The sequence below is a fragment of the Vreelandella songnenensis genome, assembly GCF_003002925.1.
Classification (GTDB): domain Bacteria; phylum Pseudomonadota; class Gammaproteobacteria; order Pseudomonadales; family Halomonadaceae; genus Vreelandella; species Vreelandella songnenensis.
Genome location: NZ_PVTK01000008.1, coordinates 35,538 through 61,619, shown reverse-complemented (window position 1 = coordinate 61,619; position 26,082 = coordinate 35,538). Strand labels below are relative to the sequence as shown.

The following is a 26,082-nucleotide window of genomic DNA, read 5'->3' as shown; positions in this document are numbered from 1 at the left end:
GCCAGTTTTATATCGCCGGGTTGCCGAGGCGTAAGCGTTTAGCACGTACGCCACGCTACCACGATTAGCTGGACCAGCAAGCAGGGAATGGGTGAACGGCAGGTTGCGCAACGCTGGCACGTGATTGCCAGCGCCGCTTCTGGTCAAAGGTGGGCGTGGCGCTGTTTAAGGGCGTCTTTATAGCGCTGGTAAACGCCTTGATAGGCCGCCACTCGGCCCGGGTCGGGTTCGGCGTGAGACTGCGCATCCAGATGCACCAGGCGCTTGCACAGCGCTTCAAGCGTCACGCCTTGGGCGCGCTGATCGCACCAGGCCGCCTGGATAGCCGCCCCCAGTGCCGCCGCATCGGTAATTTCCGGGCAGATCACTTCGGTGCCGGTAATGTCGGCGACCATCTGCCGCCATACGGTACTGTTGGCGCCTCCGCCGATCAGGCGTATCTGGCTGGCCCCGGCGGTCAAATCTCCCAGCAGTTCAAGCCCGTAACGCAGTCCGAAGGTAGCGCCCTCGACCACACCGCGGCACATGTTCGCTCGGGTGGTATTGAGGCTGGTCATGCCCAGAAAATCTGCCGAGGCGTCGGGCAGCATGGGCACGCGTTCGCCGTTGAAAAACGGCAGCACGGTGATGCCTTCAGCCCCGACCGGGGCGCTGGCGACCTGCTCGCCAAAGGCATTCAGATCCAGGCCGAACAGCTCGCGTATCCGGGTGGTGGCCGAGGTCACGTTCATGGTGCAGATCAGGGGCAGCCAGCCGCCGGTGCTGGAGCAGAAATTCGCGACCATGGCGTTATCGCAGATAATCGGCGCCGGCGAATAGGCGCATACGGTGCCGGAGGTTCCCAGGCTCAGCGTCACCAGCCCCGGCGTAATGTTGCCCGTGCCGATCGCTCCCAGCATGTTGTCGCCACCGCCGGAAGACACCACCACATCATCGGAAAGCCCCAGCTCACGGGCCACCAGTGTTCGCACGACTCCTGCCGGCTCATGGGCTTCAAGCAGGCGCGGCAATGCGCGTTCAGGGTCAAGTTCAGGGGCGATAAGCGAGAACACTTCAAACTGCCAGCGGCGCGTGCGGGTATCGAAATAGCCAGTACCCGAGGCATCCCCCGCTTCGGTAACGCGCTCACCGGTCAGCCAGAAATTGAGGTAATCGTGGGGCAGCAGTACGCTGTCGATACGCCGGTAGGCGTCCGGTTGATGCTCGCGCAGCCAGGCAATCTTGGAGGCGGTGTAGCCGGTTTGCAGCACAAGCCCGAGCTTTTCCAGGCAGCCCTGCTCGCCGCCCAGCCGGGCCACCAGTTGGCTATTCTGCGCGCTGGTTTCGGTATCACACCAGAGCTTGGCGGGGTATACCGGCGCGCCGTCCGCATCCAGCGCCACCATACCGTGCTGCTGCCCGGAAACGCCGATGCCGCGTACTTGGCTGGCGCTTACGCCCGCACGCGCCAGCGCGCTGAAAAATGCGCCTTTCAACGCGGCCAGCCACTCGGCAGGCGCCTGCTCGCGCCGTCCGTTTTCACCTTCATCCAGGCGGTGCGGGCGGCTGGCCTCCCCCAGAATGATGCCTCGCTCCACGTCGACCACTACCACCTTGGTACTCTGCGTACCGCAATCCACCCCGATATACATCACCGCGTTCCTTTGGATGCCACAAGAGTTTCCAGCGTAGCCCGTGCGCCGTGACGATGCAGTGAATCCAGCGCTTCTAGATAAGCCTTGCGAAAGCGCGGCTGATCCGCCAGGTCACCAAACAGCTCGCGGTTATCGATAAACGCGCTCGGCTGAGCTCGATTATTGGCAGCCACGGCCATCAGCGAGGTTTTCAGGCGGTCCACAACCTCGATGGGCTCGCCCTGCTCGTCCACCCCTTCGGCATAGCGCGCCCAGCTTGCCACCACCGCTGCGCTGCGCTTGATCTCACCGTGATAGGCAAGCTGGTGGCGAATCACCGGCACCAGCCATTTGGGAATCCGGTCCGAGCTTTCCGCGCACAGCCGCGCCAGCGTATCCTTTATTTCCGGGTTGGCGAAGCGCTCGATCAGGGTCAACTGATAAGCCTCAAGGTCGACGCCGGGCACAGGGGAAAGCGTGGGCGCCCCTTCCTCGCGCATGTAGCCGAGCAGAAATTCGACGAACAGCGCATCCTGGCACACCTCATGGGCGTAGCGGTATCCGGCCAGATAGCCAAAATAGGTCAGCGCCTGGTGGCTTGCATTCAGCAGGCGCAGTTTCATCAGCTCGTAGGGTTCGACATCCTCCACCAGCTGTACGCCTACCCGCTCGAAGGGCGGGCGGCCCAGCGGAAAATGATCTTCCAGCACCCACTGGGTAAACGGCTCGCACACCACGGGCCAGGCATCGTCCACGCCAAACCGGCGGGCCAGCTCGTCGATATCCGCCTGCGCCGTCACGGGAGTGATGCGGTCCACCATGGCGTTGGGAAACGCTACTTCAGCCTTCAGCCACTCGCCAAGCTCGCTATCCCGGGCGCAGGCATAGGCGGTAAACATTCGCCGGGCCACGTCGCCGTTGCCCTGAATGTTATCGCAGGACATCACCGTAAAAGGCGCCACGCCCCGCTCGCGACGGCGAACCAACGCTTCGACGATCAAACCAAAGCTGCTGGAAGGCCGGGCCGGGGTTGCCAGGTCTTCACGTACCTGTGGTTCATCAAGGTTGAACTCGCCACTCACCGGATGAACGTTGTAGCCGCCTTCGGTGACGGTGAGCGACACCACCCGAATCGCCGGATCGGCCATCTGCTCGATCACAGCCTCGCTATCGTCCGGCGCGAACAGATAGCCCACCATGCTGCCGATGACCCGAGGCTCATACTCGCCGTCGGGGTGCTTTATCACCAATGTGTAGAGGTAATCCTGAGCGGCGAGCGCCTGCTGCATGCGCTTGTCGCCCGGCATGACGCCAACGCCGATAATTCCCCAATCAAGCGCCTCGCCCTGGTTCATCAGCGCATCCAGGTACATGGCCTGATGCGCCCGGTGAAAGCCGCCCACGCCTACATGCACGATACCGGGCGTCAGTGCGCTGCGCTCGTAAAGGGGAACGGCAATGGAAGGCGCAAGCTGGCCCACGGACTGGTTGTTGAGTCGGGTCACGGGTGCTCTCCTGATAACGGTGGAGTTAAAAAGGCAGATCGACGGTTCAATCGGCTTTCTTCCTGTGAAGCCGTCAGTGGGCGGCGTTTTGCGCGCTGGCAACCTGTGCCCCGGCCTGCCACTCATCCACCAGCGCTTCCAGGCCGCGCATATGCGCAAGGATGCGCCAGGCCCCTGCCTTTCGAAGGCGCTCGCCCTGCTGGGTATCGACATGGCTGGCACCGACAAAGCCGATGACACACATGCCCGCCGCGCGCGCGGCGGTCACGCCGGCCACGCTGTCCTCCACCACCAGGCAGTTGCCGGGCATCTGGCCCAGCCGAGAAGCCGCCAGCTGATAGAGCGCGGGGTCGGGTTTGGGGTGGGTGACCTCATCGGCGGTAAAGATGGGCACATCGCCAAACGCGTCGGCCAGCCGCGTATGAGCAAGCGAGGCCAGCACCCGACGGCGACGGCTATTGGAAACGACCGCCTTATCAAGGCTGATGGCGCGAATGGCCTGATCGGCCCCTTCCATCGCCTGAAGCTCCTGGGCCAGCCGGCTTTCGATAGCGCTATCCATCTGCTCGGTGGCATCCGCCGGCAGCGTGTGAATACTCAGCCCTTCGAGGTGAGCCAGTATATTGGCGGTAGTCATCCCCAGCGCCTGACCAAGCGCCTCTTTGACGTTCAGGTCCGGCAGCCAATGAGAGAGGTACTCGAGCAGTGTGGCCTCCGCCAGCGCTTCGCTGTCGACCAGCACGCCGTCGCAGTCAAAAATCAGCGCCCTCATGCGGGCTCCTCGGCCGTACCCGGGGCGCGGTTGTCATGACGGGTCAATCCGGCCAGGGGGTGCTGTTGAAGGCTTGGCAAGGCAAGACCTTCGCCGTCAAACAGGTGCGCGCGCTCGGGGGCGAAACCAAAGCGCACGGTGTCGTTGACGCGAAAGGCTACATCGCCATCGGCCATGATGGTAATGAGTTCAGCGCCCATCTGAACGTAAAGCGAGGTCTGCCCGCCCAGGCGCTCCAGCACCTTGATCTCGCCGCTCAGCGGCCCCTGTTCGTCCAGCACCAGGTGTTCCGGGCGCAGGCCAAGTTCCAGCGCGGTATCCGCCGCCAGATGCCTGCCATCAACGGGCACGTGGCGCTCATCGCCGCCGGGCAGGCGAATCGTCACGCCTTCAGGCGTTGTATCAACGAGCGTGGCCGGGAGAAAGTTCATTTTAGGCGAGCCAATGAACCCCGCCACAAAGCGGTTACGTGGGTGATGATACAGCGCCATGGGCGAGCCCACCTGCTCGACCACGCCGTCGTGGAGCACGACGATCTTGTCCGCCATGGTCATCGCCTCGATCTGGTCGTGGGTAACGTAGATCATGGTGGCATCCAGCTCGTCGTGCAGGCGGGCAAGCTCGATACGCATCTGCACGCGCAGCGCCGCGTCCAGGTTGGAGAGCGGCTCGTCGAACAAGAAGATGCTCGGGTTGCGCACGATGGCGCGGCCAATCGCCACCCGCTGGCGCTGACCGCCGGAGAGCGCCTTGGGCTTGCGATCCAAAAGCGGTTCCAGCTGTAGAATCCTGGCTGCCTCCAGCACCTTGGCGCGGCGCTCGGCCTTGGGCACGCCGGCCAGGCGCATGCTGAAGCCCATGTTGTCCGCAACCGTCATGTGCGGGTAGAGCGCATAGCTTTGAAACACCATGGCAAGGCCACGGTCCGCCGGGCCCACATCGTTGATGCGCTGGCCGTCGATCAGAATATCGCCGTCGGAGGCGCTTTCAAGGCCCGCGATCATGCGCATCAGGGTCGATTTACCGCAGCCTGACGGGCCGACGAACACCACGAATTCGCGGTCGTTCACGTCAAGATTGATGCCCTTGATCACCTCGGTATCGCCAAAGCGTTTGCTGATAGTGCGCAGTTGTAGTGTTGCCATGAGGAAGATCCTTTACTTGACGGCACCGAAGGTCAGGCCGCGTACCATCTGTTTTTGGGTCATCCAGCCAAGCACCAGAATGGGCGCAATGGCCATGGTGGAAGCGGCGGAAAGCTTGGCCCAGAACAGCCCTTCAGGGCTTGAGAACGAGGCGATGTAGGCGGTCAGCGGGGCGGCTTTCGATGTGGTCAGGTTGAGGCTCCAGAAGGCTTCGTTCCAGCTCAGAATCACCGATAGAAGCCCTGTTGAAGCGATGCCGGGCAGTGTCAGCGGCAGCAGCAGGTAGAACACTTCCTGAAACGTCGAGGCACCGTCCATGCGCCCCGCTTCGAGGATGTCCTCGGGCATATCCTTGAAGAAGGTATAAAGCATCCACACCACGATCGGCAGGTTCATCAACGTATAGATGATGATCAGCCCGGTGCGGGTATCCAGCAGGCCCACGTCGCGAAAGATCAAATAAATCGGCACCAGTACGCCAACCGGCGGCAGCATCTTGGTAGAGAGCATCCACAAGAGCGTGCCCTTGGTGCGCCGGGTAGGCAGAAAGGCCATGGCGTAGGCGCAGGGAATCGCGATCAAAAGCGCCAGAAAAGTGGAGCCAAACGCCACCGCGACGCTGTTCAGCGCAAAGCGGGCGTAGCCCGAGCGCGCATTGACCGCCTGATAGCTTTCAAGCGTCGGCGAGAAGATGAAGCTTGGGTCGGCAATCGCCGCGGTTTCGGTCTTGAACCCGGTCAGCACCATCCACAGGATGGGGAAAAAGATTGCCAGCGCCACGGCCCAGCCCACCAGCGTCAGCACGAGCTGCTTTATCTGCCGGGATCTCGATGCGGGCGGCGCGGCATTAATGTGTCGAGTTGTCATTGTCATGCCCTCAAGCGTCCAGATGCAGGTTCAGTCTTCCAGGTTCCTGGCCACCATGCGGACCAGAAAGATCGCCACGATGTTGGCCAGAATGATCGCAATCACCCCGCCGGCTGAGGCGACACCCACATCAAAATCAAGCAGTGCCTGCATATAGATCAGATAGGCCAAATTGGTGGTCGCAAGCCCCGGCCCGCCAGAGGTCGTCACGAAGATTTCGGCAAAGATGGTCAGCAGAAAAATCATTTCGATCATGATCACCACGCTGATCGCCCGCTTTAAATGGGGCAGCGTGATAAAGAAGAAAATGGCGAAGGGCCCGGCACCGTCCATGCGCGCAGCCTCGACCTGATCTTCATCCAGCGACTGCATGGCAGTGAGCAGAATCAGCAGCGCAAAGGGCAGCCACTGCCACGCCACGATGATCACGATTGACGTGAGCGGCAGCGTGGAAAACCAGTCCATGGCGGGTAGCCCAAGCGTGTTGGCAAGCCAGGCCAGCACCCCGTTGGAGGGATGCATCATCATGTTTTTCCACACCAGCGCACTGACCGTAGGCATGACGAAAAACGGTGAGATAGCCAGTACCCGAGCGATACCACGCCCGGCAAACTCTTGCTGGAACAGTACGGCCAGCAGAATGCCGCCGCCTACGGTAATCGCCAATACCCAGCCGACCAGCAGCAAGGTATTGCCCATTGCCTTCCAGAGGGCAGGATCCGTCAACAGGTACTCGTAGTTTTCAACACCTGCAAATCCGCTCATGCCGGGCATCAGCAGGTTGTAGTACTGGAAGGAGAACCAGATCGTCATGCCTAACGGTACGATCATCCATAGCAGCAGCAGCGTCACAGCGGGTGCTTGCAGCAACAGCGTTCTTAGCCCGCCGACCGTTCGGCCAGAAGCACGTGTTCTAGTCATGGAAATACCTGCGCGAAAAAAACCAACGAGAAACCGTCACAACACGCCTACCCGCGTAACGGGTAGGCGCTTTTTCATCAGTCGTTGTAACCCGCTCGCTGCATGGTGCGCTCGGTGGCGCGCTGGGCGCTGGTCAGCGCTTGCTCTACCGTGGTGTCGCCGGTTAGCGCCGCGGCAATGCTCTGCCCTACCTGGGTGCCAATCGCCTGAAACTCAGGAATATTGACAATTTGCACGCCGGTATAGGGGTTCGGCTCTAGCGTCGAGTCGGTGGGATCGGCATCTTGAATCGCGCTCAGCACAAAATCAGCGAAAGGCGCGGCTTGGGTGTACTGCTCATTGGCGTAGGTGGATGCGCGGGTACCCGGCGGCACATTGGTCCAACCGTGGGTTTCACCGACCAGTTCAATGTACTCCTGCGATGTCGCCCAGGTGATAAACTGCTTGGCGGCGTCCTTGTGCTCGGAGGAGGCTGGAATCGCCAGCGCCCAGGTCCATAGCCAGTGTGAGCCTTTTGGCGTTTTTGCCACGGGTGCCGGGGCGAAACCAAGGTTGTCGGCGACGCTGGACTCGCCGCCATCGTTAAGCGTTCCCGCCGCGGAGGTCGCGTCTACCCACATCGCACAGTTTCCGCGAGAGAAAAGCGCGAGGTTTTCATTGAAACCGTTGGAACTGGCGCCGGGTGGGCCATAGTTGCCCAGCAGGTCCACATAGAACTCGATGGCATTCATCCAGGGCTCGGAAGTAAGCTCAGGGTTCCACTCTTCGTCAAACCAGCGCCCACCGTAGGTATTGACCAGCGTGGTGACAAAGGCCATGTTTTCACCCCAGCCGGGTTTGCCACGCAGGCAGATACCCGCCACCCCTTCCTGCGAACCGTGGAGCTGCTCGGCCCAGTCGCGCACCTCGCTCCAAGTCGGCTGTTCGGACATTTCAATACCGGCTTCCTCGAAGAGGTCCTTGCGGTAGTACATCATCGAGCTTTCGGCATAAAACGGCAGCGCGTAAGGCGTGCCTTCAAGACTTAGGCCGTCGCGTACAGACGTCAGCAAGTCGTCGACGGCGTACTCGTCAGGTAGATCATCCAGGGGTTCAAGCCACTCGCGCTCCGCCCAGATCGGTGCTTCATAAGCGCCGATGGTCATGACATCAAACTGGCCGCCGCCGGTGGCAATATCGGTGGTCATGCGCTGGCGCAGCACGTTCTCCTCGAGCACTACCCAATCCAGGGTGATATCTGGATGTGCCTCTTCGAACGCATCGGTCAGGCTCTGCATGATCACCATGTCGTTGTTGTTGACGGTAGCGACGGTGATTTCGGTTTGCGCCTGGGCGTGGCCGGCCAGCGCAATAGCCGCCGCCAGGGTGGTGACAGGCAAGTGACGCGCGAGTCGCATAGAGCTCTCCTTGTGGCAATGTTGGGATTATTGTTGCCTTGATCATTTTGATCATAACTCGAACAAATGATCGTACGGGAGACAAAAAAAATCAAAGCCGCACGGCTTAGACTTTACGCTTACACCCACGGCGAGCCTTTAGAAAGCTGCCAGTTGATCGACAATCTTTCGCGCTGCTGCCTCATCGGTAATCAGCCCCTTGAGCCATCCGCCCTTCAAGGCGGCGTGAATCGCCGGCGCCTTGTCGCTCCCCCCGGCAATCGCCACCATCAGGTGCTTGCCAAAATGCTCGAGCGGCAGGCTCGTTACGCGGCGGGTAATCGAGCAGTCGATCACTTCACCCCGGCTATTCAGTGGCCAGCCCAGCAGCTCCCCCACTGCTTCAAGGCCTAGAAGCTCTTCAAGTTCGCTTTCGCTGATGAAGTGATCCTGGAACAGCGTAGCCCTGCGATCGATTCGCCCCACTCCGATAAACGCCGCCTCCGACGCCTTGGCGACCTCGGCAATCGCCTGGAATAGACGCTGAGCCAGCAGCGCATCCTTTTCTGCCAGTGATTCGGCAACCACCGGCGCCGGCAGCAGAAAGCGCTGGCCGCCTACCTTGTCGGCCAGCAGCATTACCGCATCATAGCGGTTGGCCGAGCCATCGCGGGCGACATTGCCCACCAGCGATACAAAGCGGTGCTGAGGACACTCCATACGGTCAAGTGCCTCCACCGCCGCCCGAACGGAGCGGCCACTGCCCAGCGAAAGGGTGAGCGGATCACTTCGCTCGACCAATCGGCCGATCCGCTCAGCCGCCGCCACGCCCAGGTAGTAGGTCGCGCTTTCAGTGCCTGGTGAGGCAGCGGGCACCACGTCGCAAAACGCAAGCCCGTACTGCTCTTTTAGCGTACGGCCCAGCGCCATGCAGGAGGAAATGGGGTGATCGATATGTACCTTGATCATTCCTTCCTGGCGCGCCAGGGCCAAAAGGCGCTGCACGCCAGGCCGGGAAACACCCAGTTGACCGGCAATCTCATCCTGCGTCAGCCCACCGACATACGACATCCAGGCAGCTCTGGCCGCCTGATCCAGCTTTAGCTCGAATTTATCCATTGGTTGGCACCCTGTTTATCTCGATTGCGCCACGACCCGACGCTGCCTATCCGCTACCATGACAATGTGCTTTTCCACAGGAGAGAGCCCATGTATAAGCTTACATTCTTTGTTCCCATCGATGCTGCCGAAAGCGTCAAGGAAGCGGTGTTTGAAACCGGCGCCGGCCGCATCGGCCATTACGAAGCCTGCTGTTTCCAGACCCGCGGCACCGGGCAGTTTCGCCCTCTTGAAGGCGCCGACCCGCACATTGGCAAGGTAGATACGCTTGAGCATGTCGAAGAGTTCAAGGTGGAGCTTGTGTGCAGCGACGAGCGCATTCATGCCGCCATTGCTGCGCTAAAGCTTGCCCACCCTTACGAGGAAGTTGCCTACGATGTCTGGCAACTGGCCGAGCTTTAAACGCTAGGCGCTGCCGAAGTAGCGCTCGCGGTCTTCGGGCGTGATCGTGCTGGCATGGAGCGGGAACTGGTTCTGGCCGCGATCGGCATAGAAGTGGCGCAGCGTGCGCTCGATGGTAGGAAAGGCCAGCGCATCCCAGGGGATTTCGTGCTCATCGAACAGCGCCACTTCCAGGCTTTCGACACCGGCGCTGAAGCCACCCACCAGTTCGGCCCGGAAAATCATGTACACCTGGTTGATATGTGGCAGGTCAATCAGGGTATAAAGCTCGCCCAGCGCCACTTCGGCGTGCGCCTCTTCGCGGGTTTCCCGCGTGGCGGCCTGCTGGGTGGTTTCAGCATTTTCCATATACCCGGCGGGCAGGGTCCAGTAGCCTTTGCGCGGCGCGATGGCCCGTTTGCAGAGCAGCACCTGAGAGCCGCTGACCGGCAGCGTACCGGCAACGATGCGCGGATTCTGGTAGTGGATAGTGCCGCAGGCATCGCATAGATAGCGCGGCCGGTCGTCCCCTTCCGGGATGGCAAAACGTACTTTTTCACCGCACTGGCTGCAAAAATTCATGGTGTGTTCCTACGGCTGAATGGCCAGGATAGCCGCGCGCTTGACGCACGTTACCCCTGCTGGGTACAAAGAGACAAAGTGACTGGATACCCCATGTTAGAGAATCTGCGCCAAAAGCTGCAACTGCTGGCCCCGAAACGGCTGGATCATTTCAAGATGGCGGAAGCTGCCGTGCTGATCCCGGTAGTCGACCGTGCCTCGCCTACCCTGCTGTTTACTCGCCGGGCGACTCATCTGAATACTCATAGCGGCCAGGTCGCCTTTCCCGGCGGCAAGCGCGAACCTGAAGATAAAGACCTTTACGCCACCGCCCTGCGTGAAGCCGAAGAGGAAATTGCCCTCGACCCAGCGCTTGTCGAACCTTTAGGGCGGCTTTCGGATGTCATCTCGCTGCACGGCCTGCGGGTAACGCCTTGGGTTGGCATCATTCCCGCAGATTTACCGCTGGTGGCTGACCCCGGCGAGCTGGACGCCATCTTCGAGGTGCCGTTGAGCCATTTTCTGGAGGATCGGCGTACGCATACCGATGTAATCACGGTGGACGGCGTGGCTCACTATGTCCCCAGCTACCACGTCGACGGCCACGTGATCTGGGGACTTTCAGCGATGATGCTGGTCGAGCTTCTGGCCGAAGGGTTCGGTATGCCCATCGATCTTTATCAACAGCCGACAGGGGCGCTCAAACACTACCCGGAGCGCAAGAGCCGGCCTCTCAATTCGCCTGACGTTCGTCAGGCAACCGCCAAGAGTATTCGCAAATGATGGCTTTTGATGCCTCCACCGAGCCTGCCTTATGCCAAGCCGCTCAAGTGGCGGTGGTAGACGCCCTGGTGGAACAGGGCTGGTACGTGGGCCAAGGGGTAATCAACCCCGCGCTTTGCCAGGCCCTGCACCGCGAGCTTTTGCATATGGCAGAGCATGACGCGCTTGAAGAGGCGGGGATTGGCCGCGGCCAACAGCATCATCTGCGCAAGGACATCCGTGGTGACGCCATTCACTGGCTGGATCGCGAAAGCGAAGCTCAGCGCCACTACCTGAACGCCATGGGCGAGCTTCAGCAGTCGCTTAACCAGGCGCTGTTTCTGGGGCTGTTCGAGTATGAGGCCCACTTCGCCCACTACCCGGCGGGCGCGTTCTATCAGCGCCATCTGGACAGCTTTCGCGGCCGTGCCAATCGGGTCATTTCGACGGTGGGCTATCTGAACCCCAACTGGCCGACTGATGGCGGTGGTGAGATGGTGATCTATCATCCCGATGCCCCTGATCAGGAAGTGGCGCGCGTGACTCCCGAGGCGGGTACGTTCGCCTGTTTTCTTTCGGAAACGATTCCCCACGAAGTGCTGCCAACACACCGTTCAAGAGCCAGTATTGCCGGCTGGTTCCGGCGCAATGCTTCGCTTGGAGGCGTGCTGGACCCGGCGCGATAGCCCCGGGTGCTGGGGGCTGGGGGCTGGGGGCTGGGGGCTGGGGGCTGGGGGCTGGGGGCTGGGGGCTGGCTATCATTGGTCGGCCCGCTTTCAAGTGCTTACCAGAATTAATTAACGTACCTGCTTAACAAAAGTTTTTAATAAAACCATTGAAAAGCTGAACATAGCGTCTACATTGATAAGTGTCTCGACGCAGACCAGGGTCGGACAGCAAAAAACTATCCCCGTAGTTTTTAGCAACGGTTTTTAGCAATGTAGCATTTGCAATTAGCTTTACATTTCAGGAGTAGTAGTTAGCTGAGAACACAAATGGATATTGTGTTAGAGGAAGAAGCTTCAGGAAGTGATATCCATCACGCGAAGCGTTACTGGATTTAAAACTGCATTGAACTTCTAGTTTTAAATCGTGGGTAACTTCAGCAACTATTAATTGATATAGGTCTCGACGTATACACGTTATACCTACATACAAGTGCAAGGAGCATGCGTAATGAAAACGATCAAATCTGCAGTTATTGGTACTCTGATGGTTCCGGCCTTCATGCTGGCAGCCGGTACTGCCTCCGCTCAAGACACGGCCACAACGACCTCTACCGTTGAAGCCACGTACATGACTACCGCTCCACAAGGTACTTTTTACGCTGATTCCCTCACTGGCAACAATGTGCTGAGCACTGTTGAGGACGATGAGAACATCGGCACCATCAATGATCTGATTATCGATGAAGATGGCCAAATCCAAGCAGTAGTCGTTGGTGTCGGCGGCTTCCTGGGTATGGGTGAAAAAGATGTGGCCATCGAGTGGGATTCCCTCGAACTGACCCGCGATGACGACGGCGATGACTATGTAATCCGTGTAAACGCTTCACAAGACGCGCTTGAAGAAGCTGAAGAGTTTGACCGCGACGCGAACCACAATAACTAATCCGTTATTGTAAGACGCAAGAGGCCCCGGTATATGCCGGGGCTTTTTTATTGCCTATATAAAGGCTTTATGAATGATACAAGCCTAATTATATAAACAGCCGCCATAAAAAAGCGCCGCGTGACTAACACGCGGCGCTTTTTTGATTAAGCCTTAACCTTTCAGTTTGGCCGTCATGCTGATATCAGCATTGAGTACTTTTGAAACAGGGCAGTTGGCCTTGGCTGTTTCCGCTGCTTCCTGGAAACTTGCTTCATCAGCGCCATCAATTTCAGCCACGACATCCAGATGAATCTTGGAAATGCTGAAACCTTGTGAGTCCTGCTTGAGAGTCACACTTGCGCTGGTTTCAATCGAATCTGCGGTGTATCCCTTATCGCCCAGAATCATCGAAAGGGCCATTGAAAAACAGCTGGCGTGGGCCGCACCGATCAGCTCTTCCGGGTTGGTACCCTTCTCGTCTTCAAAGCGCTTCTTGAAGGAGTAGTTGGCGTCCAGAACGCCGCTTTCCGTCTTGACGGTACCTTTACCGTCTTTAAGTCCGCCTTCCCAACGTGCGCTAGCTTTACGATCCATGAGAACTCCTTGTGTATAGATAGCTGTTAGCCAGCTTGATCAACCTGTTTCCTACGTGACCAAGTGGGTCAAACGAGCCGTCTGCGGTGATGCAGCCCGGCTACCTCATTTAGCGTAGTTGATTTTGCGCGCCCTGCCGAATCAAGCAAACCACAAGCGATAACCAGTGACCGCCGGGCGGCTTTTCTCGGCGTACCGTTCGCCTTATGCTGGCAGCTCGGGTTATGGAACCACTGCAAGGGATTTGCCATGTCGCCTGCCGATGCGCTGCGCCTGATTCTGCTCTCTACGCTATGGGGGCTTTCGTTCATTTTCATGCGGGTCGCCGTGCCTGAATTTGGCGCTGTTTCCCTGGTGCTTGTGCGCATGGGCATTGGCGCACTGTTGCTGGCTCCCCTGCTGCTTGGCACCCACTACCTGCGCCTTATCTGGCAGCACAAAGGGCCGTTGCTGTTGTTAGGTATCGTCAATCACGTACTGCCCTTTTCCCTGCTGGCGCTGGCCACTACGCGCCTGGAAGCGGGGTTTACCTCATTGATCAACGCCACGACGCCGATTTTTACGGCGCTGCTGGGAGCGCTGTTCTTTGCAACGCCGGTACTACGTCAGCAGTATCTTGGGCTGGCGCTTGCCTTGGCAGGGGTGTATGTACTCTCCGCGAACCGGCTCGACTTCAGCCTGGGCGGCGATGGCTGGTTTGTGCTGGCCGTGCTCGGGGCAACGCTCTGTTACGGCGTGGCGGGTAACTACTCCAAGACGCGCTTGAGCCATCTGCCGGCCCGGGTACTGGCCGCTGGCAGCAGTGTCATGTCAGCGCTGGTGCTCTTGATTCCCGGCCTGTGGCTATGGCCCAGCGAGCCGATCAGTGCGCTTGCCTGGGGAAACGCGCTGGCGCTGGCCGTGCTCAGCACGGCGCTGGCGTTTCTACTCTATTTTGGCCTGCTGGCCAGCGCCGGGGCGACGGCGGCGTCAACGGTGACCTTTCTGGTACCGGTAAGCGCCCTGCTGTGGGGCTATTGGCTGCTTGATGAAACGCTGAGCCTTCAGGTCGTCATCGGCATGGTGATTACCCTGCTGGGTACGGCAATTGCCACACGGCTACTTCGTTTCAGGACGCGCGCGTAGTGACGACAAGCTCGTCGCCCAGGCGCAGAGTGGCGCCCTCTCCACTGCCCAGGGTGGCATTCTGACCAAAATAGCCACCCTTGAGCGCTGGCTGAGTCTTGAGCCCAATCAGTGTCTTGAGCGGCTCTGCAGGGTCAGGAATGCCGGCCGTCTCCTGATCTACCGTAGTGATCTTGCAGCGTTTGCAGGGCTTGCGCAGGGTGAAGCCGAACACGCCGCTTTTAGCGTCTAGCGTTTGCCACGCATCTTCCGCCCACGCACTCGGCGTCTCGACCACGATATTGGGACGAAAACGCGCCATGGGCACCGGTTCGCTACCGTTAGCCTTTAGCGCGGCGTTCAGAGCGCTCAAGGAGCCAGTAGTAGTGATCAAGAATGGATAGCCGTCGGCAAAATGCGTATGCGCCTGATCACCTTCAAGAAACTCGGCTTCTACCGAGCGCTCAAACCGAGTGGCAAACCTGACCAGCTGCAACCCCTTCGCCGACTCGCCAAGCGCGGCTTCCAGCCACTGCGTGACTGCGTCGCTCTCCGGCCAGGCCTTGCAGTGGTCGTTCCATACCTGAACGATGCGTAAATTGCCCTCGGGCTCTTGCAAGGGTACGGAAATAGGCGCGGTATCAGGGTGAGAAAGCACCAGGGCATCGTGGGTCAACGCTACGCCTACCGTGGCCAGAGCGGGCAGCTGGCGCTGGGTAACAAACCGCTGCTGGGTATCGACCAGCATCCACCGGCGGTCCCAGGCGAGTCCGGTCGGCGTCAGCTCAGCTTGTGAAAGGCGGATACCTTGCAGAGATTTAACCGGATAGATATTGAGTTCAGCGATACTCAGGGCGGTGTTTGCAGCAACGTTCACGGTAGCCTCGATACAAGCAAAATGGATACTCTAAGCCAACCCGCCGGGTTCACGCCAGCCGCTACCCGCACGTTACAGCGTGCCGCCGCTTTCGATGCGATAGCCAAGGTCAAGCACTCGCTCGGTGGAGGCTTCGCCCTGAAGGGTGGCCAGCAGCGTTTTGGCCGCCGCTTCGCCAATCGCCTGGCGCGGCGTGATGACACTGGCGAGCCTGGGCGTCATGGCCTGACCCACATCGTGGCCGTGAAATCCAGCGATGGCCATTCGATCCGGCACGTCTATTTCCTGGCGCTGGCACTCGAAGTAAGCGCCTACCGCAACGTCATCGTTGGTGCAGAAGATACCGTCGGCATCGGGGTAGTCGTTCAGAATCTGCTTCAATAGCGCGGCGCCTACGCTGTAGGAAGAGCGCTGGCGGCTATGCAGCGCCACCGGCGTAAGGCCATGGGCTTCCATGGCCTGGCAGTAGCCCTGCTCACGCTGGCGAGTACGTTCATCCAGGCGCACTCCCAGATAGATCACCCGGTGACGCCCCAGGCGAATCATCTCGCTGACCATATCAAAGGCGGCGCGAACGTTATCGTACCCCACCGCCTGCTGCAATGGCGCCTGATAGGTGTCCATGATTTCCACCACGGGAATGCCTGCCGTTTCCAGCATGCGCAGACTGCGCGGCGTGTGCTGGTGGTCGGAAAGAATCACGCCGTCCACATTGTAGGAGAGCAGCGAAGCCAGGCTACGCTCTTCAAGCTCCGGGCTATAGCCGTAGTGAGCAAGCATCAGGTGATAGCCCGCCGGTTCGGTATAGGCCTCGATACCCACAATCACATCGGCAAATACCTGATTGGTGAGCGACGGCACCAGTACACCGATGGAGCGGCTGGTCGCCCGGGACAGCAGATCCGGGGCGCGATTGGGAATATAGCCGATCGTTTCTGCAGCGCTGAAGATTCGCTCTCGCAAGCCTTCCGACACGCTTTCCGGTGCCCGCAGGCAGCGGCTAACGGTCATCTTGGTGGCGCCAACCTGGTCAGCGATATCCTGTAGCGTAGGGCGTTTTTTCTTCAAACGGCGATACTGCCTCTATAGCAAGGGAGCGTGTGGCGGATAAGCGAGGTCGTTGCCAAGCGTACTGGTAAAGTGATCCACAATCTGCTCAGGTGAAAGCGCGATGGAAACGGTACAGGCTTCATCTTCACCCGGCGATTCAAGATCAGCAAGCTGGCTTGCCAGCATGTTCTCGCCCTTGAAGAAATGCCCCTCCCGGGTTTCCAGACGTTCACGCAATAAATCACGGCTACCTTCCAGAAACAGAATCTTGAGATTCGGGTCGCCTTGACGCAAACAGTCGCGGTAACGCCGCTTGAGCCCCGAGCAGGCGATGACCACGCTTTCATCTTGCTGGCGGTACTGGTCAAACAGGCCGGCCAGGGTTTGAAGCCAGCCCTGCCGGTCATCGTCATCAAGCGGCGTGCCGCTGGCCATTTTAGCCACGTTGGCCGGGGGATGGTAATCATCGCCATCGATGAACCGAGCACCCAGTGCGGCAGCTACCTGTTTGCCAATCAGGGATTTTCCACACCCGGATGCACCCATCACCAGAATACGATAAGAAGTAGAGGTCATTGGACCATTTCTCCCGATGCGCGGCCTATTTGGCACTGATCATGAAACTGTCATCAACATGATGCCCAATAGGTAGCGGGATTGAATATTGAAAAAGTGCTGACGCGATAATTAGCACTGTTACCGGTAACATTATCTGGAAAGGCTAGCGACCCCGCCTGGGGGTGTCAAAGCAAAACCGCCCGCTTACGACCAACGTCTAGGTCTGGTAAGCGAGTCCCTAGCGCGCTACATTATCCCATCGCATCCCTTATCGGAGCCGATATGCCCACGTTAGAACCTTGCAGTGAGCTGGAGCTGGATCATCAGCTGTGTTTTGCGCTGTACTCCACCTCACTGACGATGACAAAAATCTATAAACCACTTCTCAAGGAGTTAGGGCTTACATATCCGCAGTATCTGGCCATGCTGGTGCTGTGGCAGCAAGATGGTATTACGGTAGGCGCCCTGAGTAAGCGCCTGCTGACCGACCCTGGGTCACTGACTCCGCTGCTGAAACGTCTTGAAGCCGACCAGTTGTTGATTCGTCAGCGTAGCCGGCAGGATGAGCGCATTGTGGAGCTGTTTTTGACAGACAAGGGGCGAGACTTGCGCGAACAGGCTCGCAGTATTCCCAGCTGCGTCGTCAACGCCAGTGAAAAGTCAGTGGAAACGCTCACTCAGTTGAAAGAAGAGCTCGTACAGTTGCGCAGTAGCCTGCAAAAAATCGATTGATAGCTAAAAACGCGGCAGCAATATTATTCATTGAAATTTATATTGCGCGCAAAATAAAGCTGCACTAAATTAAAGTCATAAAACTTGAAGTGCTCACCATTGATACACCACAGGAAGGAAACTGTCATGTCGATTGAAAATGTCGTTTACCGTGCCCATGCCACTGCTACCGGCGGCCGTGAAGGCAGCGCCAAATCTTCAGACGGTGCGCTGGATGTCAACCTCAGCACGCCCAAGGAGCTTGGCGGCGCCGGTGGTAATGGCACCAACCCGGAGCAACTTTTTGCCGCAGGCTACTCTGCCTGCTTTCTGGGCGCGCTGAAGCATGTGGCCAGCCAGGAGAAAGTGAAGCTTCCGCAGGATACTTCCATTGAAGGCAGCGTAGGCATCGGCGCGATTCCTACCGGCTTTGGCATCGAAGTCGAGCTGACCATCCGCCTGCCAGGCCTTGAGAAGAGCGTTGCTCAGGAACTGGTCGACAAGGCGCATGTCGTCTGCCCCTACTCCAACGCTACGCGTGGCAACATCGACGTGACGCTGACGCTGGCCTGATCACGGCTCAAGCGTTTAGCGCTCGTGCCACCGCCGTGCTTGCATGCAGGGCGGTGGTGTCGTAAAGCGTCACGTCTGTATGCGCTTGCTCTACCAGCAGCGCAATTTCGGTACACCCCAGAATGACGGCCTGAGCCCCTTGGGCGCGCAGGTTGCCGATGATGTCCAGGTAACGCTTGCGCGAATCATCGTTGATAACACCCTGACACAACTCGTCAAAGATGATGCGGTGCACTGACTCGCGCTCGGCGTCGTCCGGCACTACTACGTCAATACCGAAATTTTCCTGCAGCCGTGCCTTGTAGAAATCCTGCTCCATGGTGAAGCGCGTTCCCAGCAAACCTACGCGAGTAATGCCATCCTGGCGAAGGCGTTCAGCCGTGGCATCGGCAATATGCAAAAGCGGAATGCTGATAGCCTGCTCGATGGCTGGCGCCACTTTGTGCATGGTGTTGGTGGCCAGAAGTAGAAAATCGGCACCGGCGCGCTCGACCGATTGGGCAGCATCTGCCAGCAGTGTGCCCGCTTTATCCCAATCGCCCTGCTGCTGGAGGGTTTCTATTTCAGCAAAGTCTACGCTGACCATGGCTATCCTGGCGGAATGAAAGCCGCCCAGCGCCTGCTTCACACCTTCATTCAGGGCGCGGTAGTAGCTCTGCGTCGACTCCCAGCTCATTCCACCTAGTACGCCAATCACCTGCATTTTCATCTCCTTGTTCATTCTCGAAAAATTTTATTAACGTGCTAATAGCTCACTACCCTTGTAGCAGCTTTTTACTACCCTCATAAAGCACCTAGGTAGAAAATATCCATAGCGCTCGAGGATGCGTTTATCTGTTCCGAGGCGCTTACCCAAAAACCGAGACAGCGAGGCCACGATGAGCGATACGTCTTACACTCCACCACGCGTTTGGAAATGGGAACCCGGCAATGGCGGCAAGTTTGCCAATATCAACCGCCCTGTCGCAGGGCCGACGCATGACAAGGCACTGCCGGTGGGTAAACATCCGCTGCAGCTCTACTCCCTGGCGACCCCCAACGGCGTAAAAGTCACCGTGATGCTGGAGGAGCTTCTAGAAAAGGGCATTCAAGACGCTGAGTATGATGCCCATCTGATTCAGATCGGCGAAGGCGACCAGTTCGGCAGCGGGTTCGTCGATGTGAACCCCAACTCCAAGATCCCTGCGCTGATGGATCACAGCACCCAGCCGCCCCAGCGCGTTTTTGAATCCGGCGCCATCCTGCTCTATCTGGCCGAGAAGTTTTCCGCGTTTCTGCCAAGCGACCCGGCCAAACGTACCGAGTGCCTCTCCTGGCTGTTCTGGCAGATGGGCAGCGCCCCGATACTGGGTGGCGGCTTTGGTCACTTCTACGCGTACGCACCGGAGAAGTACCAGTACCCGATTGACCGTTACACCATGGAAGTGAAGCGCCAGCTGGATGTACTGGATCGCCACCTTGCCGATAACCGCTATATGGCCGGTGACGAGTACACCATTGCCGACATGGCCATTCACCCCTGGTACGGCGCGCTGGTGAAAGACCGGGTGTATGAAGCGGCCGAGTTCCTGGAAGCCCACACGTACACGAACGTGCTGCGCTGGACAGAAGAACTTGATGCCCGCCCCGCCGTTAAACGCGGGCGGATGGTGAACCGTACCTTTGGCGAGCCAAGCGAACAGCTCCATGAGCGCCACGATGCCAGCGACTTTGAACTGAAGACGCAGGATAAGCTTTAGTAACGGTTTACGGCAGGCAAAAAAAACGGCCCCCCAGGGGCCGTTCTCGTATGCAGCTTAAGGGCTTAACCCTGCCCCGCACGACGCACACCTTCAAGGCTCGAGTCAGTGGGTGAATCGCTCTCCTTGACCACGCTGAGCGAGCCATCGGTTTCCAGAATGACCGCATGCGCCTCGCTTACATTGCCAAGGCCGCTGCTGCGCAGGGCGGCGCGCACTTCATCCTGGGTCACGCGCGCCTGGCGCAAGGCACGGGTAAGCAGTTCACCGCGATAAAGCAGCATCAAGGGCTCTCCAGTGACCAGCCGTTTTACCCAGCGCTTGCGCACGCTCAGCCAGGTAATCGCAAACTGCAGAAAGATCAGCAGCCCCAATGCCAGTGCCCCTTCGGCCAGCGCAACGTCCTTGGAAAGCAGAATGGTGGCAAGCGTCGAACCCAGCGCCACGGTCACAATCAAGTCAAACGCATTCATCTTGGAAAGCGTGCGATTGCCCGACAGGCGCAGAAAAATCACCAGGACGGCGTAAGCCAGCACCCCCACAATCAGCGTACGAAACAGGTTTTCCCAACCGTTGAAAAACATAAACTCCTTGATACCCGTGCAGCGCGCACACCATGTACCGCGCCTTGATTAATAGCGTTTGCTACTGACAAGCTAGCGGCAATCAAGCTGCTTCGCCAGCATCGGGTATCAGGCAGTCATTCGCTCTTCTGTTCCCACCACTCGGCGTAGCTGCTGTTATGCGGCGCCATGCCGGTTTCATCCGGGGCGTTATCGTCCCACCACACCGGCCCGCGCTCGCCCAGCGCCTCCTTGGCGGCCTGTACGTTTTCGCGCGCCTGGCGCAGGGCTTTTTCATCGTTTTGCTGTTTCGCGCTTTTTACTGCGCGGCGAGCGTCCATCAGTGCATTGACGTGGCGCTGCCTGTCCGTCTCATTCAAGCGTGGATCGGTACAGCGCCACAAACGATTCTTGGCAACGAAGTAGCGCCCGTCGGGCGTATGCGGGAAGGAATTGGCCATGCAGGCTACCTTGATAGCGCCCGGTAGCCGTACAGGCTTTCGCCACGGCTACCGGGCCGGTTGACCTAGAAGCTTCTTGAAAGGGTAAGCGCGCCGTACTTGTCCTGCTTGTCCTGACCATCAAATTCACGCGTGCGCTGAACCGCCGCGTAAGTGACCTGCCACTCGTCCCAGGCAAGTGCAAGGCCGGCAGACGCTTCGCCCACCCACTCCTTACGATCTACCGAGTGGCTGTTGGAGAAAACGTTGCCATCCAACGTCAGGTTGTGGGCCACGTAGTAGCCTTCAACGTTGGCAAACAGGTACCACTGCCAGCCTGTGGTGCTGGTCATGCGGCCACGGTTGCCAGGGTTTGGCGTAAGCGTAGGAATGCCGTTGGCGTCATCCCCCCAGCGCACGCCGTAGCCAGCGCTTGCGTAGGTATTGAAGTTGCCAAGGGCAACACTCGCGCCCGGGCCATGCGCAAAACGCTTACCGGCCAAAGGTACGTTATGCCACCACTGGCGGCGCATGGTCAGATTCACGATGGGTTCATCGTCCAACTGGTGGCGCCAGCCGCGCGGCCGATCGCTGCCCGTTACCCGATGCACTTCACGCTGAATGCTGTCCGCCTGTGATGACGGCCCCACCAGCCCTACATCCAGATGAAGGTCGGTGGCCTGCTGCCAGTTACCCACGGGCACGTCTTCATAGAGTGACATGCCCAGGTACACAAGACCTGCATAGGGGCGGTCATCTTCAATCAGCTCGGAGCGCTCGATATTATCGGGGGTATAAATCTGGTGAACCAGCCGGAAAGCGGCGGTGTCGGCCTGGCCCATCACGCTGTTGGGGAGCGCGGTTGCCAGTCGCTGCGTCCAGTTATCGGGCGCGGGTTTGAAGGCCCAGTTAAGTTCGAAACCGCTGGTAAAATGACCATCGTCGCTGCTGGCCATGCCATCGTTTTCGTGCTTGACCGTGATGACGTTGTTGTCTGCACTCGCTAGTACAGGTAGTAGACTTATCGCTGCCAGAAGGGGAAGCTGACGCCAGCGTAGCAGGCAGGATTTATGCATTTCTCGTTCCTTGAGGTGAGGGGCAATTAGCGTTAGCGCCCCAGGCGCCAACAAACATTGCTGATTGTATGTAAAAGTGCAAAAACATAGCAAGCAAACGTTATGTTTTCTTGAAAAAAGATGGCTGCGAATCCTTGCTGAAAGGCAGGTTTAACCCTTCTCCCTTAGCGTAGTAGAACTTATCCAGGAATGTGGGTTATCGGTCACCCAGAAGCCACTGCGGAGTGATTTCGTGCTGGCCGTTTTCATCGGTAATAAAGATTGATCCTTCGCTTACCATTACCGCCCAGTTGATTGCGCGCGGCAAGCCCTCGGCAATGGTTGCCAAGGCTTCCTGAGGCAGCGCCGCTACGTGAACATTCTTGAGCGATGTCACACCGGGCAGCACCTTGTTTTCCCATACGTCGATACGCCCATAGGCCAGCAGCGACACGCGCTCGGCACGCCGTGAGCACCAGGTCAGGCGCTCTGCATCGGGAAGCCCTACTTCGATCCAGTGCAGCACGCGGCCGTCCAGACTCTTTTCCCACAATGCCGGTTCGTCCACATCGGAAAGCCCCCGCCCAAAGGCCAGCGTCTCGCTGTACCACAGCACATAGGCAATCAGCCGCGCGCTCATCCGCTCCTCGGTTTCTGAGGGGTGACGCGCTACGGTAAAACGCAGCGTCTCGTACACCCCGCGGTCCAGGTCGGTAAGGTTAATGTCTACTTTATAAGGGGTTGCACTCAAGGCCATGGGTAGTTCCGTCGCGAATTTTAGGCCAGTTTACCTCATGCGCTGCCCGATGCGCGTCAGGCGTTACGATAATCTACCCGTAAAGTGCCGTGTTACACGATGTTCTCTTCATGTGTCAGCTCCTGCATTTCTTAAACCAAGGTCGAGTGTTTAACGCTTGTCTTCATGCACTACTATGCTCGCAAGATAATGTTACCGATAACATCAACGCACGCACCGCCTGACAACACCTACTCTGGAGCACGCTCATGGATGGATGGACGCAAACGATGTCGGCAGGGCCCCTGCTGGGCATCGCCGCTGCAGCTGTCTTGCTACTTCTAATACTGATCATCAAATTCAAGGTTCACGCCTTTCTTGCCTTGATCGTGATCAGCCTGCTGACCGCCTTCGCGACCAATATTCCCTTTGAAGCCATCGTGCCCACCATGATTCAGAGCTTCGGCGGCACGCTGGGCGCCGTTGCCCTGCTGGTGGGTCTGGGGGCGATGCTGGGTAAGCTGGTCGAGCATTCCGGTGGCGCGCGCGTGCTGGCGGACAAGATGATCGACCTGTTCGGCGAGAAGCGTGCGCCGTTTGCGCTGGGTATCGCTTCGCTGCTGATGGGCTTTCCGATCTTCTTCGATGCGGGTCTGATCGTCATGCTGCCGATCATCTTTGCCGTGGCGCGCCGCCTGGGCGGCCCCATTCTGCTGTACGCCATGCCGGCGGCCGCGGCGTTCTCGGTGATGCACGTATTCCTGCCTCCCCACCCGGGGCCGGTCACCGCCTCGGAGCTTTATGAGGCCAACCTGGGACTCTTGATGCTCACCGGCGTGATCATTGCCTTTCCGATGTGGTGGGTGTCCGGTTACATGTGGGGTAAGTTCGTGGCCAAGCGCTACCCCTTCCCGCTGGAGAAGGGTCTGTTTGGCGAGGTAAAGGAAGAAGAGATTACCAATCCCCCCTCCGTGGGTACGGTCATCTTCATGCTGACCCTGCCTTTGATACTGATCTTCATGAACACAGGGCTCGATTTTCTGCGCTCGACAGGTGCGGTGGACAGCAGCCAGGGCTGGTTCCAGCTGATGCGCGCCATGGGCAGCACGCCGGTGGCACTGCTTATTTCCACCCTGGTGGCCATGCTGGTACTGGGTCATCGCCGGGGCATGGGAGGCAACGCGCTCGAGAAGGTGCTGGATTCCGCACTGGCGCCCATCTGCTCGGTGGTACTGATTACCGGTGCCGGCGGCATGTTCGGCGGTGTCCTTCGCGCCTCGGGAATTGGCGATGCGCTATCGAACTCGCTTAGCGATCTGGGCCTGCCGATCATTTTCGCAGCCTATGTGATTGCCGTCATCATGCGCCTGGCCCAGGGCTCGGCTACCGTTGCCCTGGTCACCGCCGCAGGCCTGATGGCGCCGGCGGTAATCGGCGCAGACTTCAGCGCCATGCAGGTGGTTGCCATTACGGTTGCCACCGCAGCAGGTTCGGTATTTGCCGGCCACGTCAACGACTCGGGCTTCTGGCTGGTAGGCCGCCTGCTCGGTATGGACGTCAAGACCACGCTCAAGACCTGGACGGTTCAGCAGGCCCTTGAATCCCTGGTAGGGTTTGTATTTGCCTACCTTATCTTCGTACTGTTCTAGAGGCCTGCCATGACCCAGACACTGTTCAATATCCGTGACCGCCTGGCGCTGATCACCGGTTCATCCCGAGGTCTTGGCAACGCTCTTGCCCGCGGCCTTGCCCACCAGGGGGCGCGAGTGATTCTTCACGGCCGCGACCTGACGCTTGTTCAGGAAGAGGCGCGCGCCGTTGCCGAGGAAACCGGTACCCAGGTCGATGCAGTGAGCTTTGATGTGACCGATGCCAAGGCGACTCAAAAAGCGCTTGAGGCGCTGATCGCCCAGCACGGCGTACCGGATATCCTGGTCAACAATGCCGGGCTTCAGCGGCGCGCACCGTTCAATGAATTTGCCCCGTCTGACTGGGACGCGCTGGTCGCAACCAACCTGTCGAGCCTGTTTTACGTCTCTCAGGTGGTCACCCGCGCCATGTCCGAACGCGGCTCGGGCAAAGTGATCAACATCGGCTCGGTGCAATCCAGACTGGCTCGCGAAACCATCGCCCCCTACTCGGCTACCAAGGGCGGCGTTGCACTGCTGACTCAGGGAATGGCCGCGGATCTGGCGCGCTTCAATATTCAGGTCAACTGCATCTCGCCGGGCTACTTCAAGACCGAGATGAATACCGCACTATGGCAGGACCCTGCGTTCAACCAGTGGGTCGAAAAGCGCACCCCCGCACAGCGCTGGGGTCATTTCGATGAGCTGGTCGGCACCCTGGTGTATCTGTGCTCCGACGCCTCGAGCTTCGTTTCGGGGCAGAACATCTTCGTTGATGGCGGCATGACTTCGGTCGTCTAACGGCCCCAACAGGAAGCAGCGCTATGCAAGCATTAGTCATTCACGGTAAGCAGGATCTGCGTGAAGAGAGTCTCGCTCTGCCGGCACTGGCGGCGGGAAAAGTCCGGCTGCGCATGGCCTTCGGCGGCATCTGTGGCTCGGATCTTCACTACTACCATGAGGGCGCCAACGGAGCCTTCGTGGTGCGCGAGCCGCTGATCCCCGGCCATGAGATGGCCGGCGTGGTCGAAGAAGACCCGAGCGGCAAACTGGCCCCGGGAACGCCGGTTACCCTCCACCCTGCCACCTTTGGCAAAAGCCAGCCAGGTATCGAGGGCAAGCCACACCTGTGGCCGGAAGGCGCCTACCTGGGCTCGGCTTCCACCTGGCCGCATACCCAGGGCGGCATGAGCGAGTACCTGGATGTCGACCCCGGCATGGTAAGGGTACTGCCCACTTCCCTCCCGCTCAGGCGAGCCGCCCTGGCCGAGCCGCTTGCCGTTGGCCTGCACGGCATCGAGGTGGCCGGCGGCGTCGAGAATCAGCGTGTGCTGGTCTGCGGTGCCGGCCCCATCGGGCTGCTGGCGGCGGCAGCGGCACTCGCCAAGGGCGCTCTAGAGGTGAGCATTACCGATGTGCTGGAAGGCCCGCTGTCACGGGCGCGCGCACTTGGCGTGCAGCACACCTATCGTATCGGCGGGGATGAAGTACCGCAGGAAGCTTTCGACGTGGTGCTGGAGTGTACCGGCGTGCCGGCCTCCATCAACGGCGCCATTCTGGCGGTTCGCCGGGCAGGCGTCATCGCCCAGATCGGCATGATGCCCGCTACCCCGCAGCCACTTGCCCTGGCACCGCTGATTGCCAAGGAAGTTCAGCTACGCGGCTGCTTCCGCTTTCATGACGAAATCGATGAAGCAATTACACTACTGGCCGCAGATGCGCGCTTTGATGATGTCATCACCCACGTGCTGCCGGCCGCGGATGCTCAGAACGCTTTTGCCATTGCCAAGGATTCTGACATCTCCGGGAAGGTGCTGATCGAGCTCTGGCCGTAACGTT

Annotated in this window: 29 protein-coding genes; 11 read left to right on the top strand and 18 right to left on the bottom strand. The window is 59.1% G+C overall.

The annotated features are described in order from the left end of the window. Positions 1–143 precede the first annotated feature (143 nt). The 8 genes from xylB to B0H98_RS13120 form a co-directional block, all read right to left on the bottom strand. The gene (xylB, locus tag B0H98_RS13155; protein WP_106375528.1) at positions 144–1,631 is read right to left on the bottom strand and encodes a xylulokinase; all 1,488 of its coding nucleotides are present in this window, start codon (positions 1,629–1,631) and stop codon (positions 144–146) included. Next, positions 1,631–3,118 carry a mannitol dehydrogenase family protein gene (locus B0H98_RS13150; protein WP_106375527.1) on the bottom strand — a complete coding sequence of 496 codons (1,488 nt, stop codon included), beginning with the start codon at positions 3,116–3,118 and terminating at the stop codon, positions 1,631–1,633. Before B0H98_RS13150 ends, xylB begins: the two co-directional genes overlap by 1 nt. Positions 3,119–3,191: 73 nt before the next feature. Beyond that, positions 3,192–3,890: an HAD family hydrolase gene (locus B0H98_RS13145; protein ID WP_106375526.1), complete on the bottom strand. Its 699-nt coding sequence runs from the start codon at positions 3,888–3,890 to the stop codon at positions 3,192–3,194. Then, positions 3,887–5,035: an ABC transporter ATP-binding protein gene (locus B0H98_RS13140; RefSeq protein ID WP_106375525.1), complete on the bottom strand. Its 1,149-nt coding sequence runs from the start codon at positions 5,033–5,035 to the stop codon at positions 3,887–3,889. Before B0H98_RS13140 ends, B0H98_RS13145 begins: the two co-directional genes overlap by 4 nt. A gap of 12 nt (positions 5,036–5,047) precedes the next feature. Further along, complete coding sequence (locus B0H98_RS13135) at positions 5,048–5,902, bottom strand: carbohydrate ABC transporter permease (RefSeq protein ID WP_106375524.1); 855 nt, start codon at positions 5,900–5,902, stop codon at positions 5,048–5,050. A gap of 30 nt (positions 5,903–5,932) precedes the next feature. After that, entirely contained in the window at positions 5,933–6,823 is an 891-nt protein-coding gene (locus B0H98_RS13130; RefSeq protein WP_106375523.1) for a carbohydrate ABC transporter permease, read from the bottom strand. A gap of 77 nt (positions 6,824–6,900) precedes the next feature. Next, the gene (locus B0H98_RS13125; RefSeq protein ID WP_106375522.1) at positions 6,901–8,220 is read right to left on the bottom strand and encodes an ABC transporter substrate-binding protein; all 1,320 of its coding nucleotides are present in this window, start codon (positions 8,218–8,220) and stop codon (positions 6,901–6,903) included. A 138-nt stretch (positions 8,221–8,358) separates the two neighbouring features. Continuing rightward, positions 8,359–9,318 carry a sugar-binding transcriptional regulator gene (locus tag B0H98_RS13120; RefSeq protein WP_106375521.1) on the bottom strand — a complete coding sequence of 320 codons (960 nt, stop codon included), beginning with the start codon at positions 9,316–9,318 and terminating at the stop codon, positions 8,359–8,361. Positions 9,319–9,408: 90 nt separating this feature from the next. On the opposite strand from B0H98_RS13120, the gene B0H98_RS13115 reads away from it, so the two are divergent. Then, positions 9,409–9,720: a YqfO family protein gene (locus tag B0H98_RS13115; protein WP_106375520.1), complete on the top strand. Its 312-nt coding sequence runs from the start codon at positions 9,409–9,411 to the stop codon at positions 9,718–9,720. A gap of 3 nt (positions 9,721–9,723) precedes the next feature. Here B0H98_RS13115 and B0H98_RS13110 read toward each other — a convergent pair whose 3' ends face one another. Beyond that, positions 9,724–10,281: an NUDIX hydrolase gene (locus B0H98_RS13110; RefSeq protein WP_106375519.1), complete on the bottom strand. Its 558-nt coding sequence runs from the start codon at positions 10,279–10,281 to the stop codon at positions 9,724–9,726. A gap of 93 nt (positions 10,282–10,374) precedes the next feature. Between B0H98_RS13110 and B0H98_RS13105 the strand changes: the two genes are divergently transcribed. From B0H98_RS13105 to B0H98_RS13090, 3 genes are all read left to right on the top strand, one after another. Then, complete coding sequence (locus B0H98_RS13105; RefSeq protein WP_106375518.1) at positions 10,375–11,043, top strand: CoA pyrophosphatase; 669 nt, start codon at positions 10,375–10,377, stop codon at positions 11,041–11,043. Then, complete coding sequence (locus tag B0H98_RS13100) at positions 11,040–11,708, top strand: 2OG-Fe(II) oxygenase (protein ID WP_106375517.1); 669 nt, start codon at positions 11,040–11,042, stop codon at positions 11,706–11,708. Before B0H98_RS13105 ends, B0H98_RS13100 begins: the two co-directional genes overlap by 4 nt. Before the next feature lie 490 nt (positions 11,709–12,198). Further along, positions 12,199–12,633 (top strand): PRC-barrel domain-containing protein, encoded by a 435-nt coding sequence (locus B0H98_RS13090; RefSeq protein ID WP_106375516.1) that lies wholly within the window; start codon positions 12,199–12,201, stop codon positions 12,631–12,633. Between the two features lie 153 nt (positions 12,634–12,786). On the opposite strand, the gene B0H98_RS13085 is transcribed toward B0H98_RS13090, so the two are convergent. Next, entirely contained in the window at positions 12,787–13,209 is a 423-nt protein-coding gene (locus B0H98_RS13085) for an OsmC family protein (protein ID WP_106375515.1), read from the bottom strand. 249 nt (positions 13,210–13,458) lie between these two features. On the opposite strand from B0H98_RS13085, the gene B0H98_RS13080 reads away from it, so the two are divergent. Continuing rightward, the gene (locus B0H98_RS13080; protein WP_106375514.1) at positions 13,459–14,334 is read left to right on the top strand and encodes a DMT family transporter; all 876 of its coding nucleotides are present in this window, start codon (positions 13,459–13,461) and stop codon (positions 14,332–14,334) included. Here the strand turns inward: B0H98_RS13080 and B0H98_RS13075 are convergent. The 3 genes from B0H98_RS13075 to B0H98_RS13065 all read right to left on the bottom strand — a co-directional run bounded on the left by B0H98_RS13075 (position 14,318) and on the right by B0H98_RS13065 (position 16,816). Next, positions 14,318–15,190 (bottom strand): MOSC domain-containing protein, encoded by an 873-nt coding sequence (locus B0H98_RS13075; protein WP_422822153.1) that lies wholly within the window; start codon positions 15,188–15,190, stop codon positions 14,318–14,320. The genes B0H98_RS13080 and B0H98_RS13075 overlap by 17 nt on opposite strands. Before the next feature lie 72 nt (positions 15,191–15,262). Next, a complete protein-coding gene (gntR, locus tag B0H98_RS13070; protein WP_106375513.1) occupies positions 15,263–16,258 on the bottom strand; it encodes a gluconate operon transcriptional repressor GntR in 996 nt (331 codons plus the stop codon). Between the two features lie 15 nt (positions 16,259–16,273). Further along, positions 16,274–16,816, bottom strand: coding sequence for a gluconokinase (locus B0H98_RS13065; protein ID WP_106375512.1), 543 nt, complete (start codon positions 16,814–16,816; stop codon positions 16,274–16,276). 264 nt (positions 16,817–17,080) lie between these two features. Between B0H98_RS13065 and B0H98_RS13060 the strand changes: the two genes are divergently transcribed. Both B0H98_RS13060 and B0H98_RS13055 read left to right on the top strand, forming a co-directional pair. Next, positions 17,081–17,530 (top strand): MarR family winged helix-turn-helix transcriptional regulator, encoded by a 450-nt coding sequence (locus tag B0H98_RS13060; RefSeq protein ID WP_106375511.1) that lies wholly within the window; start codon positions 17,081–17,083, stop codon positions 17,528–17,530. 126 nt (positions 17,531–17,656) lie between these two features. Beyond that, positions 17,657–18,082, top strand: coding sequence for an organic hydroperoxide resistance protein (locus B0H98_RS13055; RefSeq protein ID WP_106375510.1), 426 nt, complete (start codon positions 17,657–17,659; stop codon positions 18,080–18,082). Positions 18,083–18,089: 7 nt separating this feature from the next. Here the strand turns inward: B0H98_RS13055 and B0H98_RS13050 are convergent, their stop codons facing one another. Next, on the bottom strand, positions 18,090–18,785 hold the full coding sequence (locus B0H98_RS13050; RefSeq protein ID WP_106375509.1) for an aspartate/glutamate racemase family protein: 696 nt from the start codon (positions 18,783–18,785) through the stop codon (positions 18,090–18,092). 175 nt (positions 18,786–18,960) lie between these two features. Here B0H98_RS13050 and yghU point away from each other — a divergent pair, with 175 nt between their 5' ends. Continuing rightward, positions 18,961–19,821, top strand: coding sequence for a glutathione-dependent disulfide-bond oxidoreductase (gene yghU, locus B0H98_RS13045; RefSeq protein ID WP_106375508.1), 861 nt, complete (start codon positions 18,961–18,963; stop codon positions 19,819–19,821). A gap of 65 nt (positions 19,822–19,886) precedes the next feature. Here yghU and B0H98_RS13040 read toward each other — a convergent pair whose 3' ends face one another. The 4 genes from B0H98_RS13040 to B0H98_RS13025 all read right to left on the bottom strand — a co-directional run bounded on the left by B0H98_RS13040 (position 19,887) and on the right by B0H98_RS13025 (position 22,636). Then, positions 19,887–20,405, bottom strand: a complete 519-nt coding sequence (locus tag B0H98_RS13040; protein WP_106375507.1) for a DUF421 domain-containing protein — start codon at positions 20,403–20,405, stop codon at positions 19,887–19,889. 116 nt (positions 20,406–20,521) lie between these two features. After that, the gene (locus B0H98_RS13035) at positions 20,522–20,845 is read right to left on the bottom strand and encodes a hypothetical protein (RefSeq protein WP_106375506.1); all 324 of its coding nucleotides are present in this window, start codon (positions 20,843–20,845) and stop codon (positions 20,522–20,524) included. 65 nt (positions 20,846–20,910) lie between these two features. After that, positions 20,911–21,900 carry a lipid A deacylase LpxR family protein gene (locus B0H98_RS13030; RefSeq protein WP_106375505.1) on the bottom strand — a complete coding sequence of 330 codons (990 nt, stop codon included), beginning with the start codon at positions 21,898–21,900 and terminating at the stop codon, positions 20,911–20,913. 196 nt (positions 21,901–22,096) lie between these two features. Further along, positions 22,097–22,636 carry a YaeQ family protein gene (locus B0H98_RS13025; RefSeq protein ID WP_106375504.1) on the bottom strand — a complete coding sequence of 180 codons (540 nt, stop codon included), beginning with the start codon at positions 22,634–22,636 and terminating at the stop codon, positions 22,097–22,099. A gap of 269 nt (positions 22,637–22,905) precedes the next feature. On the opposite strand from B0H98_RS13025, the gene B0H98_RS13020 reads away from it, so the two are divergent. The 3 genes from B0H98_RS13020 to B0H98_RS13010 are packed head-to-tail and all read left to right on the top strand — an operon-like array spanning position 22,906 to position 26,078. After that, a complete protein-coding gene (locus B0H98_RS13020; RefSeq protein ID WP_244183148.1) occupies positions 22,906–24,264 on the top strand; it encodes a GntP family permease in 1,359 nt (452 codons plus the stop codon). A gap of 9 nt (positions 24,265–24,273) precedes the next feature. Then, positions 24,274–25,044 (top strand): SDR family oxidoreductase, encoded by a 771-nt coding sequence (locus B0H98_RS13015; RefSeq protein ID WP_106375502.1) that lies wholly within the window; start codon positions 24,274–24,276, stop codon positions 25,042–25,044. A 23-nt stretch (positions 25,045–25,067) separates the two neighbouring features. Further along, the gene (locus tag B0H98_RS13010) at positions 25,068–26,078 is read left to right on the top strand and encodes an L-idonate 5-dehydrogenase (protein ID WP_106375501.1); all 1,011 of its coding nucleotides are present in this window, start codon (positions 25,068–25,070) and stop codon (positions 26,076–26,078) included. Positions 26,079–26,082: the final 4 nt, after the last annotated feature.

What these genes read in the sequence shown, in the direction of transcription:
- B0H98_RS13025 (WP_106375504.1), bottom strand. Translation starts at nt 22,636, where the DNA reads ATGGCCTTGAGTGCAACCCCTTATAAAGTAGACATTAACCTTACCGAC.
- B0H98_RS13090 (WP_106375516.1), top strand. Translation starts at nt 12,199, where the DNA reads ATGAAAACGATCAAATCTGCAGTTATTGGTACTCTGATGGTTCCGGCC.
- B0H98_RS13010 (WP_106375501.1), top strand. Translation starts at nt 25,068, where the DNA reads ATGCAAGCATTAGTCATTCACGGTAAGCAGGATCTGCGTGAAGAGAGT.
- B0H98_RS13105 (WP_106375518.1), top strand. Translation starts at nt 10,375, where the DNA reads ATGTTAGAGAATCTGCGCCAAAAGCTGCAACTGCTGGCCCCGAAACGG.
- B0H98_RS13040 (WP_106375507.1), bottom strand. Translation starts at nt 20,405, where the DNA reads ATGTTTTTCAACGGTTGGGAAAACCTGTTTCGTACGCTGATTGTGGGG.
- B0H98_RS13115 (WP_106375520.1), top strand. Translation starts at nt 9,409, where the DNA reads ATGTATAAGCTTACATTCTTTGTTCCCATCGATGCTGCCGAAAGCGTC.
- B0H98_RS13065 (WP_106375512.1), bottom strand. Translation starts at nt 16,816, where the DNA reads ATGACCTCTACTTCTTATCGTATTCTGGTGATGGGTGCATCCGGGTGT.
- yghU (WP_106375508.1), top strand. Translation starts at nt 18,961, where the DNA reads ATGAGCGATACGTCTTACACTCCACCACGCGTTTGGAAATGGGAACCC.
- B0H98_RS13080 (WP_106375514.1), top strand. Translation starts at nt 13,459, where the DNA reads ATGTCGCCTGCCGATGCGCTGCGCCTGATTCTGCTCTCTACGCTATGG.
- B0H98_RS13060 (WP_106375511.1), top strand. Translation starts at nt 17,081, where the DNA reads ATGCCCACGTTAGAACCTTGCAGTGAGCTGGAGCTGGATCATCAGCTG.
- B0H98_RS13035 (WP_106375506.1), bottom strand. Translation starts at nt 20,845, where the DNA reads ATGGCCAATTCCTTCCCGCATACGCCCGACGGGCGCTACTTCGTTGCC.
- B0H98_RS13110 (WP_106375519.1), bottom strand. Translation starts at nt 10,281, where the DNA reads ATGAATTTTTGCAGCCAGTGCGGTGAAAAAGTACGTTTTGCCATCCCG.
- B0H98_RS13145 (WP_106375526.1), bottom strand. Translation starts at nt 3,890, where the DNA reads ATGAGGGCGCTGATTTTTGACTGCGACGGCGTGCTGGTCGACAGCGAA.
- B0H98_RS13020 (WP_244183148.1), top strand. Translation starts at nt 22,906, where the DNA reads ATGTCGGCAGGGCCCCTGCTGGGCATCGCCGCTGCAGCTGTCTTGCTA.
- B0H98_RS13140 (WP_106375525.1), bottom strand. Translation starts at nt 5,035, where the DNA reads ATGGCAACACTACAACTGCGCACTATCAGCAAACGCTTTGGCGATACC.
- xylB (WP_106375528.1), bottom strand. Translation starts at nt 1,631, where the DNA reads ATGTATATCGGGGTGGATTGCGGTACGCAGAGTACCAAGGTGGTAGTG.
- B0H98_RS13135 (WP_106375524.1), bottom strand. Translation starts at nt 5,902, where the DNA reads ATGACAACTCGACACATTAATGCCGCGCCGCCCGCATCGAGATCCCGG.
- B0H98_RS13050 (WP_106375509.1), bottom strand. Translation starts at nt 18,785, where the DNA reads ATGCAGGTGATTGGCGTACTAGGTGGAATGAGCTGGGAGTCGACGCAG.
- B0H98_RS13085 (WP_106375515.1), bottom strand. Translation starts at nt 13,209, where the DNA reads ATGGATCGTAAAGCTAGCGCACGTTGGGAAGGCGGACTTAAAGACGGT.
- B0H98_RS13030 (WP_106375505.1), bottom strand. Translation starts at nt 21,900, where the DNA reads ATGCATAAATCCTGCCTGCTACGCTGGCGTCAGCTTCCCCTTCTGGCA.
- B0H98_RS13055 (WP_106375510.1), top strand. Translation starts at nt 17,657, where the DNA reads ATGTCGATTGAAAATGTCGTTTACCGTGCCCATGCCACTGCTACCGGC.
- B0H98_RS13120 (WP_106375521.1), bottom strand. Translation starts at nt 9,318, where the DNA reads ATGGATAAATTCGAGCTAAAGCTGGATCAGGCGGCCAGAGCTGCCTGG.
- B0H98_RS13125 (WP_106375522.1), bottom strand. Translation starts at nt 8,220, where the DNA reads ATGCGACTCGCGCGTCACTTGCCTGTCACCACCCTGGCGGCGGCTATT.
- B0H98_RS13015 (WP_106375502.1), top strand. Translation starts at nt 24,274, where the DNA reads ATGACCCAGACACTGTTCAATATCCGTGACCGCCTGGCGCTGATCACC.
- B0H98_RS13100 (WP_106375517.1), top strand. Translation starts at nt 11,040, where the DNA reads ATGATGGCTTTTGATGCCTCCACCGAGCCTGCCTTATGCCAAGCCGCT.
- B0H98_RS13130 (WP_106375523.1), bottom strand. Translation starts at nt 6,823, where the DNA reads ATGACTAGAACACGTGCTTCTGGCCGAACGGTCGGCGGGCTAAGAACG.